Origin of the sequence: Pseudomonas sp. St29 (assembly GCF_001547915.1) — a bacterium.
Classification (GTDB): domain Bacteria; phylum Pseudomonadota; class Gammaproteobacteria; order Pseudomonadales; family Pseudomonadaceae; genus Aquipseudomonas.
On sequence record NZ_AP014628.1, the window covers coordinates 6,443,219 to 6,458,758 of the forward strand.

Sequence of the window (15,540 nt, forward strand, 5' to 3'; positions counted from 1 at the left end):
AAAACGCCGCGATTACAGGGTCTTGCTCGAAGCCGGATTGATCATCCGCGCCAACCCGAGCTTCTTCAGGGCCAGTTGCAGCGAGCTGTGGATAACTTGCGGGTTGTCGATGGTCATCATCTCGTCCAGCAGTTCCTTGGCCTTGCTCAGGCTGATCTGGCGCAGCATCCACTTCACTTTCGGCAGGTTGGTGGCGTTCATCGACAGGCTGTCAAAGCCCATGGCCATCAGCAGCACCGCGGCCGCCGGATCGCCGGCCATCTCGCCGCAGATGCTCACCGGCTTGCCTTCGGCATGGGCGTCACGCACCACGTTCTGCAGGGCTTGCAGCACTGCCGGGTGCAGGTAGTCGTAGAGATCGGCGACCCGTGGGTTGTTGCGGTCCACCGCCAGCAGGTACTGGGTCAGGTCGTTGGAGCCCACCGAGAGGAAGTCCACCTGGCGCGCCAGTTCCCGGGTCTGATACACCGCCGCCGGAATCTCGATCATCACCCCCACCGGCGGCATGGGCACGTCGGTGCCTTCGTCACGCACTTCGCCCCAGGCCCGGTGAATCAGGTGCAGGGCCTCCTCCAGCTCGTGGATGCCGGAAATCATCGGCAGCAGGATGCGCAGGTTGTTCAGGCCCTCGCTGGCCTTGAGCATGGCCCGGGCCTGCACCAGGAAGATTTCCGGGTGGTCGAGGGTCACACGGATGCCGCGCCAACCAAGGAAGGGGTTGTCTTCCTTGATCGGGAAATACGACAGCGACTTGTCGCCGCCGATGTCCAGGCTGCGCATGGTCACCGGTTGCGGATGGAATGCCGCCAGTTGCTCGCGATAGATCGCCAGTTGCTCTTTTTCACTGGGGAAGCGCTGGTTGATCATGAACGGCACTTCGGTGCGGTACAGGCCAACGCCCTCGGCCCCGCGCTTCTGCGCGCGGGCCACGTCGGCCAGCAGACCGGTGTTGACCCACAACGGCATGCGGTGCCCATCCGGCGTCACGCACGGCAGATCGCGCAAGGCGTCCAGGCCCTGGGCCAGTTGCCGCTCTTCTTCGACCACATCGGCGAACTGCTTGCGCAGCACTTCGCTGGGGTTGGTGTAGACCTCGCCGTGGTAGCCGTCGACGATCATCTGGATGCCGTCGACCTTGGAATACGGCAGGTCCACCAAGCCCATCACCGTGGGAATACCCATGGCCCGGGCCAGGATCGCCACGTGGGAGTTGCCCGAACCCAGCACCGACACCAGCCCCACCAGCTTGCCTTCGGGCACTTCGCCGAGCATGGCCGGGGTCAGTTCTTCGCTGACCAGGATGGTGTTGTCGGGGTAGACCAGGGTCTGCTGGCGTTCTTCCTGCAAGTAGGCCAGGAGTCGGCGCCCCAGGTCCTTGACGTCCGAGGCGCGCTCGCGCAGGTAGGCGTCGTCCATCAATTCGAAACGGTTGACGTGATCGGTGACCACCTGGCGCAAGGCGCCCTGGGCCCATTGCCCGGTCTTGATCACGGTCTTCACTTCGCTGCCCAGGGAAGCGTCGTCGAGCATCATCAGATAGACGTCGAACAGCGCGCGCTCTTCCGGGCGTAACTGGGTGGCGAGTTTTTCCGACAGCGCGCGCATATCGGCGCGCACCCCTTCCAGCGCGGTCTTGAACAGCGCCAGCTCGGCATCGATGTCGGTGATGTATTTGTCCGGCACCACGTCCAGGTCGGCCGGTGGCAACATCACCACCGCGCTGCCCACCGCGGCACCAGGGGAACCGGGCACGCCGACGAACTTGGCTTCCTGAATACCCTTGCCCTGGCGACCCAGGCCGCGGATCGAACCGGTGGCCTCGGCATGGGCAATTACCCCGGCCAACTGGGCGCTCATGGTCACCAGGAAGGCTTCTTCGCCCTCGTCGAACTGGCGACGCTCCTTCTGCTGAATGACCAGCACCCCGACCACCCGACGGTGGTGGATGATCGGAGCCCCCAGGAACGAGGCATAACGCTCTTCACCGGTCTCGGCGAAGTAGCGATAGCGCGGGTGATCGGCGGCGTTTTCCAGGTTGAGGGGTTCTTCCCGGGTGCCCACCAGGCCTACCAGGCCTTCGTTGGGGGCCATGCTGACCTTGCCGATGGAGCGCTTGTTCAAGCCCTCGGTGGCCATCAGCACGAAACGGTTGGTTTCCGGGTCCAGCAGGTAGACCGAGCAGACCTGGCTGCCCATGGCCTCTTTGACGCGCAATACAATAATCCCCAACGCCGCCTTGAGATCCTTGGCGGAGTTAACTTCCTGGACGATCTTGCGCAGCGTATTGAGCATGGCTCGGGGTCGAACTCCGTCGTCAGTCGCGCACTAAAAGGCGCGGGGCAAGCTCTTTGAGAGCGCGGCGATACACTTCGCGCTTGAATGTCACCACCTGGCCCAACGGATACCAATAACTGACCCAGCGCCAGCCATCGAATTCCGGTTTACCGGTCAAATCCATCCGCACCCGCTGCTCGTTGGAGATCAGGCGCAGGAGAAACCATTTCTGTTTCTGGCCGATGCACAGCGGCTGGCTGTGCGTTCGGACCAGACGCTGCGGCAAACGATAGCGCAACCAGCCCCGGGTGCAGGCGAGAATTTGCACATCTTCGCGCTCCAGCCCCACTTCTTCGTTCAACTCGCGATACAAGGCGTCTTCCGGCGTCTCGTCGGGGTTGATCCCGCCTTGAGGAAACTGCCAGGCATCTTGATTGATACGGCGAGCCCATAGCACCTGTCCGGCATCATTGGTCAGAATGATCCCGACATTGGGGCGGAAACCATCGGGGTCGATCACGGCTACAACCTCGCAAACGCATGTCGCCGCATTGTTCCACAAAGCTTGGGAATGCAGCAACGAGGCTGCTTAGCTTATGTGCACTCTTGTGAAAAGACCGTATTCTGGGCACCTTTTTCCGCGACTTTTCAGTGAGTAACTGCAATGCGCCTGGCTTTATTCGACTTGGACAACACGCTTCTTGGCGGCGACAGCGACCACGCCTGGGGCGACTACCTGTGCGAGCGGGGCTTCCTCGACGCCGTCGCCTACAAGACCCGCAACGACGAGTTCTACCAGGACTACCTGGCCGGCCAACTCGACAACGCCGCGTACCTGAACTTCTGCCTGGAAATCCTCGGCCGCACCGAAATGGCCGTGCTCGAACAATGGCATCGCGACTACATGCGCGACTGCATCGAGCCCATCCTCCTGCCCAAGGCCCAAGCGCTGCTGGATCAGCACCGCGAGGCCGGCGACAAGCTGGTGATCATCACCGCCACCAATCGCTTCATCACCGCACCGATCGCCGAGCGCCTGGGGGTCGAACACCTGATCGCCACCGAATGCGAGATGCATGAGGGCCGCTACACCGGGCGCAGCACCGACGTGCCCTGTTTCCGCGAAGGCAAGGTAATCCGCCTCAAGCGCTGGCTGGAAGAAACCGGCCACGACCTGGAAGACAGCTACTTCTACAGCGACTCGATGAATGACCTGCCGCTGCTGGAACAAGTCAGCAACCCGGTGGCCGTCGATCCCGACCCGAACCTGCGGGCCGAAGCCGAGAAACGCGGATGGCAGGTCATCAGCCTGCGCGATTGACCAACTCGTCGGCGAGCCGGCTGCATTCGCCGGCTTGCCAGCGACAGGCCCTACACCGACTTGGCCACCATCAGGTAGAAAATCACCATGAAGGCCAGAAACGCCGGCCAGCCCAGGGCGAACCACCAGCGCATATAAAGGTTGGCCCGGATCGGCATCGGCACCCCGTCATGCAATGCCTGCTCGGCCATCTTGTGCACCCGGATCTGCAACCAGACCACCGGCAGCCAGCACAGCCCGGCCACCCCATACAGCCCCAGGCTCCACAGCAGCCACGCCTGCTGGATCGGCCAGCCCGCCAGGTGCACCAGTCCCAGGCCGCTCAACGGCTGGAACACCGCCGTGGTGGCGGTAAAGGCCCAATCGGCGAACACCAGGTGCTTGAAGGTCACGGCAATCACTTCCACCCGACCGCTGCGCCAGGCCCGCAAGGCGTAATAGGCCGAGCCGGCACCGAGGCCGAAAAGCACGGTCGAGGACAGGATATGCAGGGTTTTCAACAGCAGATAAGCGCTCATCGACGGGGTTCGGTCCACAACAACCAGAGAGTCGCCACCATCAGCACCAGGTTCTTGGCCACGGCGGCATAAGGGTCAAACCAGAAATGCGGCAGGATCAGGCTGATGATCAGGGTGTAGCCGAGCATCAGCCCCAACTGTGCCTGCAAGGCCCGACGGCGCCAGCGTCGCAGCAGCAGGCCGACACCCAGCACGGCGTCGCAGAGCGAGCCCGCGATCACCGCCAGCGCCGCCCAGACGCCCTGTACGCCGGCCTCGGCCATGATCCGCAAGCCCCAATCGTAGCCCGGGCCGATGCACACCAGCGCCGTGCCCAGCCAGATCAACACCATCACCGCAAGCAGCAATGGCCGCAGGGCCAGTTGGGTGCTTTGCGCCGCCTGCGGCCAGTCCTGCAGGCGGGCCACCAGGGGCGCCGCGTGATAACCGCAGACCGAAGCCAGCACCTCCGGATCGGCCAGGTTGTCAGTGCGGGCCATGGCCAGGCTTTGTCGGTTCAAGGCGCGCCAGCCCAGGCGATCACCGGCGCCAGCCGCCAGCCTGAGCAGTATCGAAGGCAACTGGAAGTAACGGGCCGGGGCCCAGCCCTGGGCCGCCCGCAGGCGATCCAGCAACTGCGCCATGGTCAGGCGTTCCGGGCCGACCAGGGGCAGGACCATGGATTCCTGCGGCCATTGCCTGAGCAGCGCCAGCACCGCCGCGCTCAAGTCCTCGACATGCAGGGGCTGCATCTGCGCCTGGGTGGACAACAACCCCAGCAGCGGCCAGGGCGACATCTTCGCCAGCCAGCCGCTGCTGGCACCGCCGGCGCCAAGCACCAGCGACGGCCGCAGCACCACGGCCGCAATACCCGAACGCAGCAGGTAATCATCCGCCGCGGCCTTGCTGGCCAGAAATGGCACATGGGGCTGGGTGCCGGCACCCAATGCGGAAATCTGCAGCACCCGCACGCCACGGGCCTGCGCCAGGTCGAACAGGGCACGCGTGCCCAGGTCCTGGGTCAGGGTCAGCGCCCGGGCATCGGTGCTCAACAACCCAGCGGCATTGATCAGCACATCGGTATCGGCAGGCAGGACAAAGGGCTGGGGCTCATGCCCCAGGCGATCGAGGTCCAGTTGTCGCCATTCCACCCCCGGCAGGCCGCGCGGCTGTGGATAACGACTGGTGGCGATCAACTGATGACCGGCGGCGTGCAGAGCCGCCAGCAGATGGCGGCCGACAAACCCTGTGGCCCCCACCAGAACAACCTTCATGGCAATCCTTAAGGTTCACGCCGGGATCAGACCGGCTTGGCGCCCATCAGGCCGGCAATGGCGACAAAACACACCAGGCTGAACACCGCCAGCACCAGGGTGAAGGTCAGGCCGCTGGCGGCCTTGGCCCGCCGCAGGCGATTGAGTCGCACCATCAGCCACAGCCAGGCCAGGGCACCCAGGGTATAGAGCACGCTGGAGCCCAGGAGCCAGGCCTGGCCCAGCGGCCAGCCCACCCGATGCACCATCCACCAGCCACTGAACGGCAGGCTCAGCAGTCCGATGGCCAGCAGCAACCAGCCGAACAGCCCCGGACGCTGCAATACCCGGCTGTAAACCGTGGCATCGCCCTGGCGACGCAGGCGCCAGACCCAGATCGCCAGCCCCAGGGCGCTGCCCAACAGCAGCACCGTAGCCAGTACATGAAGCGTCTTCAGCGTGGTCAGTGTTTCCATGTTCTCGCTTCCTTAAGGCTCCGTTCCTCAGCGTAGTCGTTCAGCCCAGGAACAGCTGGTACGCCGGGTTGTCGCTTTCATCCCAGTACGGATAACCGATCTGCTCCAGGGCCGCCGGCACCAGGTGACGCTCCTCGGCCGGCACTTGCAGGCCGGCCACCACCCGGCCGTCCGCCGCGCCATGGTTGCGGTAGTGGAACATCGAAATGTTCCAGCGCCCGCCCAGCTTGTTGAGGAAGTTGAACAGCGCACCCGGACGCTCCGGGAACTCGAAGCGCAGCACCACTTCGTCGCTGACCTTCTCGGCATGGCCACCGACCATGTAGCGGATATGCAGCTTGGCCAGTTCGTTGTCGGTCAGGTCGATCACCGGAAAGCCCTGCTCGGTCAGGCTGGCGATCAGGGCGCTGCGCGGATCGTTTTCCGGGTGGGTCTGCACCCCAACGAAAATGTGCGCTTCGCTGCCGGTGTTGTAGCGGTAGTTGAATTCGGTGATCTGGCGCTTGCCCACCGCCTCGCAGAACGCCTTGAAGCTGCCCGGCTTCTCGGGAATGGTCACGGCGATGATGGCTTCACGGCCCTCACCCAGCTCGGCGCGCTCGGCCACATGGCGCAAGCGGTCGAAGTTGACGTTGGCCCCGGAATCGATGGCCACCAGGGTCTGCCCGCTGATGCCGCGCTGCTCGACGTACTTCTTGATCCCGGCCACTCCCAGGGCCCCGGCAGGTTCGGTGATCGAGCGGGTATCGTCGTAGATATCCTTGATTGCGGCGCAGATCTCATCGGTACTGACCGTGATCACTTCATCCACATAGTGTTTGCAGATATCGAAGGTGTGCTGGCCGATCTGCGCCACCGCCACGCCGTCGGCAAAGATCCCCACGGTCGGCAGCACCACACGCTCGCCCGCGGCCATGGCCGCCTGCAGGCAGTTGGAGTCGTCCGGCTCGACGCCGATCACCTTGATCTCCGGGCGCAGGTACTTCACATAGGCGGCGATGCCGGCAATCAGCCCGCCGCCACCGACCGGAACGAAGATCGCGTCCAGCGGCCCCGGGTGCTGGCGCAGAATCTCCATGGCCACCGTGCCCTGCCCGGCAATGGTGTGGGGATCATCGTAGGGGTGGATGTAGACGTAGCCCTTTTCATCCACCAGCTTCAGCGAATAGGCCAGCGCCTCGGGGAAGGTATCGCCGTGCAGCACCACTTTGCCGCCACGGGAGCGCACGCCTTCGACCTTGATCTCCGGGGTGGTCTTGGGCATCACGATGGTGGCCTTGACCCCCAGCACCTTGGCCGCCAGGGCCAGGCCCTGGGCGTGGTTGCCGGCCGACGCGGTGACCACGCCACGGGCGCGCTCGGCGTCGCTGAGCTGGGTCAGCTTGTTGTAGGCGCCACGGATCTTGAACGAGAACACCGGCTGCAAGTCTTCGCGCTTGAGCCAGATCTGATTGCCCAGCCGCTCGGAGAGCTGGCGGGCAGTCTGCAATGGGGTTTCTACGGCAACGTCATAAACGCGCGAGGTGAGGATCTTCTTGACGTACTGTTCGAGCATCGGAAAGCATCACTGAGCGGGTTGGGCAGGGCCAAGGAGTCTAACCCAGCGTTTGCCCGGGCGACCACACGAATACCGAGGTTTTAGCCAGCGCCCTCGCCACCCCTTCCCCACCATGCGAACGGCCCGTCCACCCCGGCCGATTAGCCAAACGGGCAATGACCTGATCTGCCGCGGCGCCTATAATGCCGGCCTTTGTGCCCCCCTTGCCCGCTTCGGAGCCCGCATGACCCAGGATCAACTCAAACAGGCTGTCGCCCAGGCCGCCGTCGACCTTATCCTCCCGAAACTCGATGACAAGAGCATCGTCGGGGTCGGCACCGGCTCCACCGCCAACTGCTTCATCGATGCCCTGGCCCTGCACAAGGGTGCCTTCGACGGCGCCGTGGCCAGCTCCGAAGCCACCGCCGCGCGCCTCAAGGGCCACGGCATTCCGGTGTACGAACTCAATACCGTGAGCGATCTGGAGTTCTACATCGATGGCGCCGACGAAAGCGATGAGCACCTGAACCTGATCAAGGGTGGCGGCGCCGCCCTGACCCGGGAAAAGATCGTCGCCGCCGTGGCCAAGACCTTCATCTGCATCGCCGACGCCAGCAAGCTGGTGCCGGTGCTGGGCAACTTCCCGCTGCCGGTGGAAGTGATCCCGATGGCCCGCAGCCACGTGGCCCGTGAGCTGGTGAAACTGGGCGGCGACCCGGTGTACCGCGAAGGCGTGATCACCGACAACGGCAACATCATCCTCGACGTGCACAACATGCAGATCACCAACCCGGTGGAACTGGAAAGCCAGATCAACGCCATCGTCGGCGTGGTCACCAATGGCCTGTTCGCCGCACGCCCTGCCGATGTACTGCTGCTGGGCACCGCTGAAGGGGTGAAAACCCTCAAGGCCTGAGCCGGCCGGGCGTAGGAGCCAGCGGGCGGGTGAAGGCGCTCTTGAGCCTCTTCGCTGGCAAGCCCGCTCCTGCACCCGCCAGCGTCTATTGGGTCGACTTCTTGAAGACGTAGAACAGGTTCGGCTCGCTCACCAGGTACAGGCTGCCGGCGTCATCCATGGCGATTCCTTCGGCCTGGGGCACCGCTTTGCTCAAACCCTGGCGGCCCCGCCCCAGGGCCAGGGTGCTGAGCGGGCGCCCGTCCACGTCCAGCTCCACCACCAACCGCGACTCGTCCGACAAGGCCAGCAGATGGCCGCTGCGCTCGTCGTATTGCAGGCTGGAGAGATCACGCACAAAGAGTCCGGCATCGCGCTTGGGGTTATTCAGCACGTGCACGCCGTAGGATTTTTCCGGATCGTGATGAGGAAAGCCCTGCACTTCATAGATCAGCATCGGGTCGCGCTCCTTGGCGACGAACAACCGCTGGCCCTTTGAATCGTAAGCCAGCCCTTCGAAGCCCTTGTTCCCCGAGAGGTGCACGCCGAGGGTGATCTGCTCGGCCTCTGCCGCATCCACCACGGTGGTTTCGTCATCCAGCTGGATCTTGATCAGCCGGTGCTGACGCTCGTCGCTGATCACGTAGGTATTGGCGCTGATGAACTCCACCGCCTCCGGATCGCCGAAGCCCACCAGGGCGATGCGCCGCAGGACCTGACCGTCCAGGGACAGCTCGACCAGCTCGGCATTCTTGTTGGTCACGGTAAACAGGCTATTGCGCAAGGGGTCGTAGGTCAGCGCCGAGACTTCGTCCAGGCCCTTGATCGGCTGCGCCTCCAGCACCGCCCGATAGTCGCCCAGCCCCAGCGATTCAGGGGCCGCCACCTGCCAGTAGGCTTGCCAGTCGAACCAGGCGCGCTGCCACAACCGGTGGTTGTGGACAAACGCCGCCAGCAGCACGGCCATCAGGCCGAGAATCAGGTAGAGGGGTTGCAGACGGGTCAGGCGATACATGGCGGGCAGGCTCGAAATCAGGACAGGCGAATGAAATATCACAGCCGACTGAATTCAAGCTTAATGCCGCGGGACGGCCCGGCTCGGGGACCGAGCCCGGGATTCACTGTTTCTCGAAGCGGTAGAACAGATTGGGTTCGCTGACCATGTACAGGTTGCCGGCTTCATCCATGGCCACGCCTTCGGCCCGGGGAATGGTTTTCTTCAAGCCGTTGAAGCCACCGAGCAGGGCCATGAAGCTGACTTGCTCGCCCTGCTCGTCCAGCTCCAGCAGCAGGTGGGAGTCGGCGGACAGCACCAACACATGACCGGTACGCGGGTCGACGCCCAGGGCCGACAGGTTGCGCAGGTCGAGTTCGTCGCTGGCCAGCTTCTGCTTGTCGCCCTTGAGCACCTGACTGCCATCGCTGTTCCAGGTGAACAGTGCCGGAGGACGCTCCTCGCCCAGCAGCAGTTGCTGCTTGCGCGGGTTCCAGGCGATGGCTTCGAACGCCTTGTTCTGGTCTTTCGAAGGGCCCAGGTCGTATTGGGGGAAATCAGCGATGTTCAGCGCTTGGGTGTTGGCATCGACCTTGACGATCACCAGTGAGTGCTGGCGCTCATCGACGATCGCCAGCAGGCCGTTTTCCAGGACCGCCACCCCTTCCGGATTGCTCCAACCCACCAGCGGCATTTTGCGCAGGACGTCGCCTTGCAGGGTCAGCTCCACCAGGAACGGATTCTTGCCCATCACTGAAAACAGGGTTTTGGTTTGCGGATTGTAGGCAAGGTCGGAGGCTTCATCGCGCTCCATCCCCGGCAGGGCCTTGGCATCGATGACCGCCCGGTAGCTGGGCAGCCAGACGCTGGCGTCGCGCTCGGCGCTGCTGACAAAACCTTCCTGAACCCAAAGCGCGCCACGATCATCCCAGTGCATGACACTGGCAACGCCATAGCAGATCACGCCGGCCAGCAGCAGCCAGGAGTACCAGCGCATGCGCAAACGCAGGCGGTGGATGGGGTGAGGTTTGGGTAGGGAGTGGGCGTCCATCACACAGATTCCAGAAGCTCGGCCAATGGTAATAGCACACGAATTTCGGATCCGCGAACCATAAACATCGGAATTATCCGGAGTAAATGTGAAAAACCGGTTAAAGCTCGCTGAGCTCTCTGCGCCGCGCCCTGGATTAGAGGGACAGCGCAGAGCGCTTCAGATCAACGGACGCTGCTGGTGAAACGGCTGACGCCCGGCAGCTCCAGCACCAGCTCATCACCGACATTCAGTGGACCAACCCCCACCGGTGTGCCGGTGAGAATGACGTCGCCGGCCTGCAGGGAGAAGCAACCGGCCATGTACTGAATCATTGGCACGATGGGATTGAGCATGACGCTGCTGTTACCGTCCTGGCGCACTTCACCATTGATGGTCAGGCGGATGCCGATGTCGGTCAGGTCGGCAAAGCTGCTGCTCACCACGAAGGGCGCGAGGACCGCCGCCCCATCGAAGCACTTGGAGATCTCCCACGGCAGGCCCTTGGCCTTCAGCTCGGCCTGCTTGTCCCGCAGGGTCAGGTCCAGCGCCGGGGCGAAACCGGAGATGGCATCCAGCACTTCTTCGCGGCTGGGCTGGGTGGACAGCGGCTTGCCGATCAACACCGCGATCTCCGCTTCGTAGTGCACCGAGCCACGCTCGGTGGGAATGGCGAAACCCCCTTCCAGCGGCACCACACAACTGCCCGGCTTGATAAACAGCAGGGGTTCGGTAGGAACCGGGTTGTCCAACTCCCGGGCGTGCTCGGCGTAGTTGCGGCCGATGCATACCAACTTGCCTACCGGAAAATGAATCCGGGTACCGTCGACATACTGGTGCTGATAGCTCATTACCGACTCCTGCTTGTGTGCTTCATCAGGGTGCCGCTTGCGCTCAAACGGCGAAGATTTTGCCCGGGTTCATGATGCCGTTGGGATCGAACACCGCCTTGACCGCCTTCATGTACTCGATCTCCACCGGCGAGCGGCTGTAGGTCAGGTAGTCACGCTTGGTCATGCCCACGCCGTGTTCGGCGGAAATCGAACCGTTGTACTTCTCGACGGTTTCGAACACCCACTTGTTGACCGTGGCGCACTTGGCAAAGAACTCGTCCTTGCTCAGGTTGTCCGGCTTGAGGATGTTCAGGTGCAGGTTGCCGTCGCCGATGTGGCCGAACCAGACGATTTCGAAATCCGGGTAGTGTTTGCCGACGATGGCGTCGATTTCCTGGAGGAAGGCCGGGACTTTCGACACGGTGACCGAGATGTCGTTCTTGTAGGGTGTCCAGTGGGAGATGGTTTCGGAGATGTACTCGCGCAGCTTCCACAGGTTGTGCAGCTGGGTTTCGCTCTGGCTCATCACCCCGTCCAGGACCCAGCCCTGCTCGACACAGTGCTCGAAGGTTTCCAGGGCGTGGTTGGCCACCTCCTCGGTGGTGGCCTCGAATTCCAGCAGCGCGTAGAACGGGCATTCGGATTCGAACGGCGCCGGCACGTCGCCACGGGCCAGGACCTTGGCCAGAGCCTTGTCGGAGAAGAACTCGAAGGCGGTCAGATCAAGCTTGCTCTGGAAGGCGTGCAGCACCGGCATGATGGAATCGAAGTCGGCGGTGCCGAGCACCATCGCGGTGAGGTTCTTCGGCGCCCGATCCAGGCGCATGGTGGCCTCGACCACGAACCCCAGCGTGCCTTCCGCACCGATGAACAGCTGGCGCAGGTCGTAGCCGGTGGCGTTCTTGATCAGGTCCTTGTTCAGTTCCAGCAGGTCGCCCTTGCCGGTCACCACTTTCATGCCGGCCACCCAGTTGCGGGTCATGCCGTAGCGAATGACCTTGATTCCACCGGCATTGGTGCCGATGTTGCCGCCAATCTGGCTGGAACCTGCGGAAGCGAAATCCACCGGGTAGTAGAGGCCGTTTTCTTCCGCCAGGTTCTGCAACTGCTCGGTGACCACGCCCGGCTGGCACACCGCCGTGCGATCCGTCAGGTTCAGGTCGAGAATCTGGTTCATGTAGTCGAAAGACACCACCACTTCGCCATTGGCTGCCACGGCGGCGGCCGACAGGCCGGTACGTCCGCCGGAAGGCACCAGGGCCACCCGGTGCTGATTGGCCCAGCGCACGATGGCCTGAACCTGCTCGATGGTCTTGGGAAACACGATGGCCGTGGGGGCCGGGGCGAAATGCTTGGTCCAATCCTTGCCGTAAGCGTCCAGGGAGTCAGCGTCGGTCAGCACCTTGCCAGGCTCAACCAGGGTCTTCAGTTCATCAATCAGGGCAGGATTGGTCATCGACAGAACTCTCGAACAATTCATGGTCATCCTGAGAACGCTTCACGTCGCAGGAATGAGTGTTTAGCGGGGCGCGTATGCTAGCATACCGCCCCCGCAGGAGAGTGCCCAAGGGCCTTCCCGCGGTGGCGGTTGCATGCCGTCCAGGTCAGCTCAAGCTGTCCATTTCCCTGCCATTTTTCTCCGGGACACAGGTTTACGCAGATGAGCAAGACTTCTCTCGATAAGAGCAAGATCAAGTTCCTTCTCCTCGAAGGCGTCCACCAATCCGCTGTCGACGTCCTCAAGGCCGCCGGCTACACCAGCATCGAGTACCTCACCGGTTCTCTGCCGGAAGCCCAGCTCAAGGAAAAGATCGCCGATGCACACTTCATCGGCATTCGCTCCCGCACTCAACTGACCGAAGAGATCTTCGACCACGCGAAGAAACTGGTCGCAGTGGGTTGCTTCTGCATCGGCACCAACCAGGTTGACCTGTCCGCCGCTCGCGAGCGCGGCATCGCGGTGTTCAACGCGCCTTACTCCAACACCCGTTCGGTCGCCGAACTGGTACTGGCGGAGGCCATCCTGCTGCTGCGCGGCATCCCTGAGAAAAACGCTTCCTGCCACCGTGGCGGCTGGATCAAGAGCGCGGCCAACTCCTTCGAAATCCGCGGCAAGAAGCTGGGTATCGTCGGTTACGGCTCCATTGGTACCCAACTGTCGGTCCTGGCTGAAGGCCTGGGGATGCAGGTGTTCTTCTACGACACCGTGACCAAGCTGCCGCTGGGCAACGCGACCCAAGTGGGCAACCTGCACGAACTGCTGGGCATGTCCGACATCGTCACTCTGCACGTACCGGAAACCCCGGCCACCCAGTGGATGATCGGCGAGAAGGAAATTCGCGCCATCAAGAAGGGCGGCATCCTGATCAACGCCGCTCGCGGCACCGTGGTCGAACTGGACGCCCTGGCGGACGCGATCAAGGACAAGCACCTGATCGGCGCGGCCATCGACGTCTTCCCGGTCGAGCCCCGTTCCAACGACGAAGAGTTCGAGAGCCCGCTGCGCGGCCTGGACAACGTGATCCTGACTCCGCACATCGGCGGTTCCACCGCTGAAGCCCAGGCCAACATCGGTCTGGAAGTGGCAGAGAAGCTGGTCAAGTACAGCGACAACGGCACCTCGGTGTCCTCGGTCAACTTCCCGGAAGTGGCGCTGCCGGCCCACCCTGGCAAGCACCGTCTGCTGCACATCCACGAGAACATCCCGGGCGTGATGAGCGAGATCAACAAGGTCTTCGCCGAAAACGGCATCAACATCTCCGGTCAGTTCCTGCAGACCAACGAAAAGGTCGGCTACGTGGTGATCGACGTCGACGCCGAGTACTCGGACCTGGCGCAAGAGAAGCTGCAGCACATCAACGGCACCATCCGTTGCCGCGTGCTGTTCTAAGAGCCGCTTCAAGCGGCAAGTTTCAAGCTGCAAGCCAGAGCCCGCTCTGACTCGCAGCCAGCCGGACAAAAAAGGGAGCCTTTCAGGCTCCCTTTTTTTGCGCGGTATTTACGATTATTTCACTGCCACTGTGATTTTCTTGGAGACGATGACCGGGTCGAACGGCACGTGGTTCTTGTCTCCCAGCTCCAGTTGCAGGGTGTGCTTGCCGGGAGTCAGGGTCACTTCGGTTTCGGTCTGGGCCTTGCCGAAGTGCAGGTGGTTGGCGTCCATCGGGATCGGCAGGTTTTCCGCCGGTAGCTGGTCGACGTCGATCAACAGGTGATGGTGGCCGGTGTTGGCGGTTTGATCGCCGGCTGGGGCCAGGGCGATGCCCTCAACGCCGAACTTGACGGTAAAGGTCTTGTCCACAACGGCCCCGTCAGCGGGAGAAACGATAAACACCTTGGCGCCGGCGGGGGCTGCAGTCCGCGGTATTTCCGCTGCGCCGGCCAGCATCGAGGCACCAAGCAACAGCCCGGCCAGGGCCGCACGAGACATAAAAATTTTCATTATCTTCTCCAGTTTTTCCGCAATTCTTTTACGGTTATGACAACTTCGTGGCGATTCGTTGTCGAAGGCACTCAACACCTTAGCAAAGCGAGCCTGAACGGCGCATCGCTCATATAAATTCAAGGAGTGACCATGCGTTTCCTGCCTGGCCTGATACTTTTGCTGCCCCTTGTGAGCACTTACGCTCAAGCCGAACTGATGGACGACATCAATGACCGCGGGGAACTGCGCATCGCCCTGGAAGCCAATGCGCCACCCTTCAACTTCAAGGATGACGGCAAACTCACCGGTTTCGAGGTGGAGCTGGGACAGTTGCTGGCCAGTGAACTGGATGTGCGCCCGGACTTCGTGGTGACGGCTGCCGCCGAACTGCTGCCCGGTGTGGAAAGCGGCCGCTTCGACGTGGCCATCAACCACATAGCAGTGACCCCGGAACTCAAGGATCGTTTCGATTTCAGCGAACCCTACAGCTACTCCAGCGCCCAATTGATCGTGCGCAAGGAAGAGCAGCGCCCGCTGTTTTCCCTGCAGGCCCTGCGCGGCCAGGCCCTGGGCGTGGCTCAGGGCAGCCAGTTCGTCGACCAGGCGCGCACCGTGGAAGGGATCAACCTGCGCAGTTATGCCGATGCCCAGCAGCCGATCAAGGACGTGGCGGACAAACAGATCGACGCCGCCATCAGCGATCGCCTGTTGATTCCCTACGCCATTCGCGACAGCCGCCTACCGGTGAAGGAAGGGGCCAAGGTGGGGCCGACCCTGAGCCTGGCGATTCCGTTCCAGAAAGGTAACCCGGCGTTCCAGGCCAGCCTGGACAGCGCCCTGCAGCGGATCAAGGCCGATGGTCGGCTGATGGCCCTGTCGGAAAAATGGTTCGGCATGGATGCCAGCAAACCGCCCAAGAGCGACGCCGGGCAGTAGACGACACAACCTGCCGGATTGACCTGTAGCCGCTGCCGCAGGCTGCGAACGGCCCGAAGGGACGCAGGGA

Annotated in this window: 15 protein-coding genes; 4 read left to right on the plus strand and 11 right to left on the minus strand. The window is 62.8% G+C overall.

Annotation, left to right across the window (positions count from 1 at the left end; all coding sequences use genetic code 11):
• Window positions 1–12 precede the first annotated feature (12 nt).
• Both ptsP and PST29_RS28795 read right to left on the minus strand, forming a co-directional pair.
• Complete coding sequence (ptsP, locus tag PST29_RS28790; protein ID WP_060841586.1) at window positions 13–2,292, minus strand: phosphoenolpyruvate--protein phosphotransferase; 2,280 nt, start codon at window positions 2,290–2,292, stop codon at window positions 13–15.
• 22 nt (window positions 2,293–2,314) lie between these two features.
• Window positions 2,315–2,794 (minus strand): RNA pyrophosphohydrolase, encoded by a 480-nt coding sequence (locus PST29_RS28795; protein ID WP_011064073.1) that lies wholly within the window; start codon window positions 2,792–2,794, stop codon window positions 2,315–2,317.
• Between the two features lie 144 nt (window positions 2,795–2,938).
• Here PST29_RS28795 and PST29_RS28800 point away from each other — a divergent pair, with 144 nt between their 5' ends.
• Window positions 2,939–3,595, plus strand: coding sequence for an HAD family hydrolase (locus tag PST29_RS28800; protein ID WP_060841587.1), 657 nt, complete (start codon window positions 2,939–2,941; stop codon window positions 3,593–3,595).
• A gap of 50 nt (window positions 3,596–3,645) precedes the next feature.
• Here the strand turns inward: PST29_RS28800 and PST29_RS28805 are convergent, their stop codons facing one another.
• The 4 genes from PST29_RS28805 to ilvA are packed head-to-tail and all read right to left on the minus strand — an operon-like array spanning window position 3,646 to window position 7,376.
• Complete coding sequence (locus PST29_RS28805) at window positions 3,646–4,113, minus strand: DUF2269 family protein (protein WP_060844899.1); 468 nt, start codon at window positions 4,111–4,113, stop codon at window positions 3,646–3,648.
• On the minus strand, window positions 4,110–5,366 hold the full coding sequence (locus PST29_RS28810; RefSeq protein WP_060844900.1) for an SDR family oxidoreductase: 1,257 nt from the start codon (window positions 5,364–5,366) through the stop codon (window positions 4,110–4,112). Before PST29_RS28810 ends, PST29_RS28805 begins: the two co-directional genes overlap by 4 nt.
• 26 nt (window positions 5,367–5,392) lie before the next feature.
• On the minus strand, window positions 5,393–5,821 hold the full coding sequence (locus PST29_RS28815; RefSeq protein WP_060841590.1) for a DUF2269 family protein: 429 nt from the start codon (window positions 5,819–5,821) through the stop codon (window positions 5,393–5,395).
• A gap of 40 nt (window positions 5,822–5,861) precedes the next feature.
• Entirely contained in the window at window positions 5,862–7,376 is a 1,515-nt protein-coding gene (gene ilvA, locus PST29_RS28820) for a threonine ammonia-lyase, biosynthetic (protein ID WP_060841591.1), read from the minus strand.
• Window positions 7,377–7,602: 226 nt separating this feature from the next.
• On the opposite strand from ilvA, the gene rpiA reads away from it, so the two are divergent.
• Window positions 7,603–8,274, plus strand: coding sequence for a ribose-5-phosphate isomerase RpiA (rpiA, locus tag PST29_RS28825; RefSeq protein WP_016963479.1), 672 nt, complete (start codon window positions 7,603–7,605; stop codon window positions 8,272–8,274).
• Window positions 8,275–8,359: 85 nt separating this feature from the next.
• Here rpiA and PST29_RS28830 read toward each other — a convergent pair whose 3' ends face one another.
• The 4 genes from PST29_RS28830 to PST29_RS28845 all read right to left on the minus strand — a co-directional run bounded on the left by PST29_RS28830 (window position 8,360) and on the right by PST29_RS28845 (window position 12,566).
• Entirely contained in the window at window positions 8,360–9,268 is a 909-nt protein-coding gene (locus PST29_RS28830) for an SdiA-regulated domain-containing protein (protein WP_060841592.1), read from the minus strand.
• A gap of 103 nt (window positions 9,269–9,371) precedes the next feature.
• A complete protein-coding gene (locus PST29_RS28835) occupies window positions 9,372–10,298 on the minus strand; it encodes an SdiA-regulated domain-containing protein (protein ID WP_060844901.1) in 927 nt (308 codons plus the stop codon).
• Window positions 10,299–10,462: 164 nt separating this feature from the next.
• Window positions 10,463–11,128: a fumarylacetoacetate hydrolase family protein gene (locus PST29_RS28840; protein WP_060844902.1), complete on the minus strand. Its 666-nt coding sequence runs from the start codon at window positions 11,126–11,128 to the stop codon at window positions 10,463–10,465.
• Between the two features lie 43 nt (window positions 11,129–11,171).
• On the minus strand, window positions 11,172–12,566 hold the full coding sequence (locus PST29_RS28845) for an FAD-binding oxidoreductase (protein WP_060844903.1): 1,395 nt from the start codon (window positions 12,564–12,566) through the stop codon (window positions 11,172–11,174).
• A gap of 204 nt (window positions 12,567–12,770) precedes the next feature.
• Here PST29_RS28845 and serA point away from each other — a divergent pair, with 204 nt between their 5' ends.
• Complete coding sequence (gene serA / locus PST29_RS28850; protein ID WP_016963474.1) at window positions 12,771–14,000, plus strand: phosphoglycerate dehydrogenase; 1,230 nt, start codon at window positions 12,771–12,773, stop codon at window positions 13,998–14,000.
• A gap of 114 nt (window positions 14,001–14,114) precedes the next feature.
• On the opposite strand, the gene PST29_RS28855 is transcribed toward serA, so the two are convergent.
• Window positions 14,115–14,552: a DUF4399 domain-containing protein gene (locus tag PST29_RS28855; RefSeq protein ID WP_060844904.1), complete on the minus strand. Its 438-nt coding sequence runs from the start codon at window positions 14,550–14,552 to the stop codon at window positions 14,115–14,117.
• Between the two features lie 132 nt (window positions 14,553–14,684).
• Between PST29_RS28855 and PST29_RS28860 the strand changes: the two genes are divergently transcribed.
• Window positions 14,685–15,470 carry a transporter substrate-binding domain-containing protein gene (locus PST29_RS28860; protein ID WP_060841597.1) on the plus strand — a complete coding sequence of 262 codons (786 nt, stop codon included), beginning with the start codon at window positions 14,685–14,687 and terminating at the stop codon, window positions 15,468–15,470.
• The last annotated feature ends 70 nt before the right edge of the window (window positions 15,471–15,540 follow it).

What these genes read in the sequence shown, in the direction of transcription:
- ptsP (WP_060841586.1), bottom strand. Translation starts at nt 2,292, where the DNA reads ATGCTCAATACGCTGCGCAAGATCGTCCAGGAAGTTAACTCCGCCAAG.
- PST29_RS28800 (WP_060841587.1), top strand. Translation starts at nt 2,939, where the DNA reads ATGCGCCTGGCTTTATTCGACTTGGACAACACGCTTCTTGGCGGCGAC.
- PST29_RS28805 (WP_060844899.1), bottom strand. Translation starts at nt 4,113, where the DNA reads ATGAGCGCTTATCTGCTGTTGAAAACCCTGCATATCCTGTCCTCGACC.
- PST29_RS28810 (WP_060844900.1), bottom strand. Translation starts at nt 5,366, where the DNA reads ATGAAGGTTGTTCTGGTGGGGGCCACAGGGTTTGTCGGCCGCCATCTG.
- PST29_RS28815 (WP_060841590.1), bottom strand. Translation starts at nt 5,821, where the DNA reads ATGGAAACACTGACCACGCTGAAGACGCTTCATGTACTGGCTACGGTG.
- ilvA (WP_060841591.1), bottom strand. Translation starts at nt 7,376, where the DNA reads ATGCTCGAACAGTACGTCAAGAAGATCCTCACCTCGCGCGTTTATGAC.
- rpiA (WP_016963479.1), top strand. Translation starts at nt 7,603, where the DNA reads ATGACCCAGGATCAACTCAAACAGGCTGTCGCCCAGGCCGCCGTCGAC.
- PST29_RS28830 (WP_060841592.1), bottom strand. Translation starts at nt 9,268, where the DNA reads ATGTATCGCCTGACCCGTCTGCAACCCCTCTACCTGATTCTCGGCCTG.
- PST29_RS28835 (WP_060844901.1), bottom strand. Translation starts at nt 10,298, where the DNA reads ATGGACGCCCACTCCCTACCCAAACCTCACCCCATCCACCGCCTGCGT.
- PST29_RS28840 (WP_060844902.1), bottom strand. Translation starts at nt 11,128, where the DNA reads ATGAGCTATCAGCACCAGTATGTCGACGGTACCCGGATTCATTTTCCG.
- PST29_RS28845 (WP_060844903.1), bottom strand. Translation starts at nt 12,566, where the DNA reads ATGACCAATCCTGCCCTGATTGATGAACTGAAGACCCTGGTTGAGCCT.
- serA (WP_016963474.1), top strand. Translation starts at nt 12,771, where the DNA reads ATGAGCAAGACTTCTCTCGATAAGAGCAAGATCAAGTTCCTTCTCCTC.
- PST29_RS28855 (WP_060844904.1), bottom strand. Translation starts at nt 14,552, where the DNA reads ATGAAAATTTTTATGTCTCGTGCGGCCCTGGCCGGGCTGTTGCTTGGT.
- PST29_RS28860 (WP_060841597.1), top strand. Translation starts at nt 14,685, where the DNA reads ATGCGTTTCCTGCCTGGCCTGATACTTTTGCTGCCCCTTGTGAGCACT.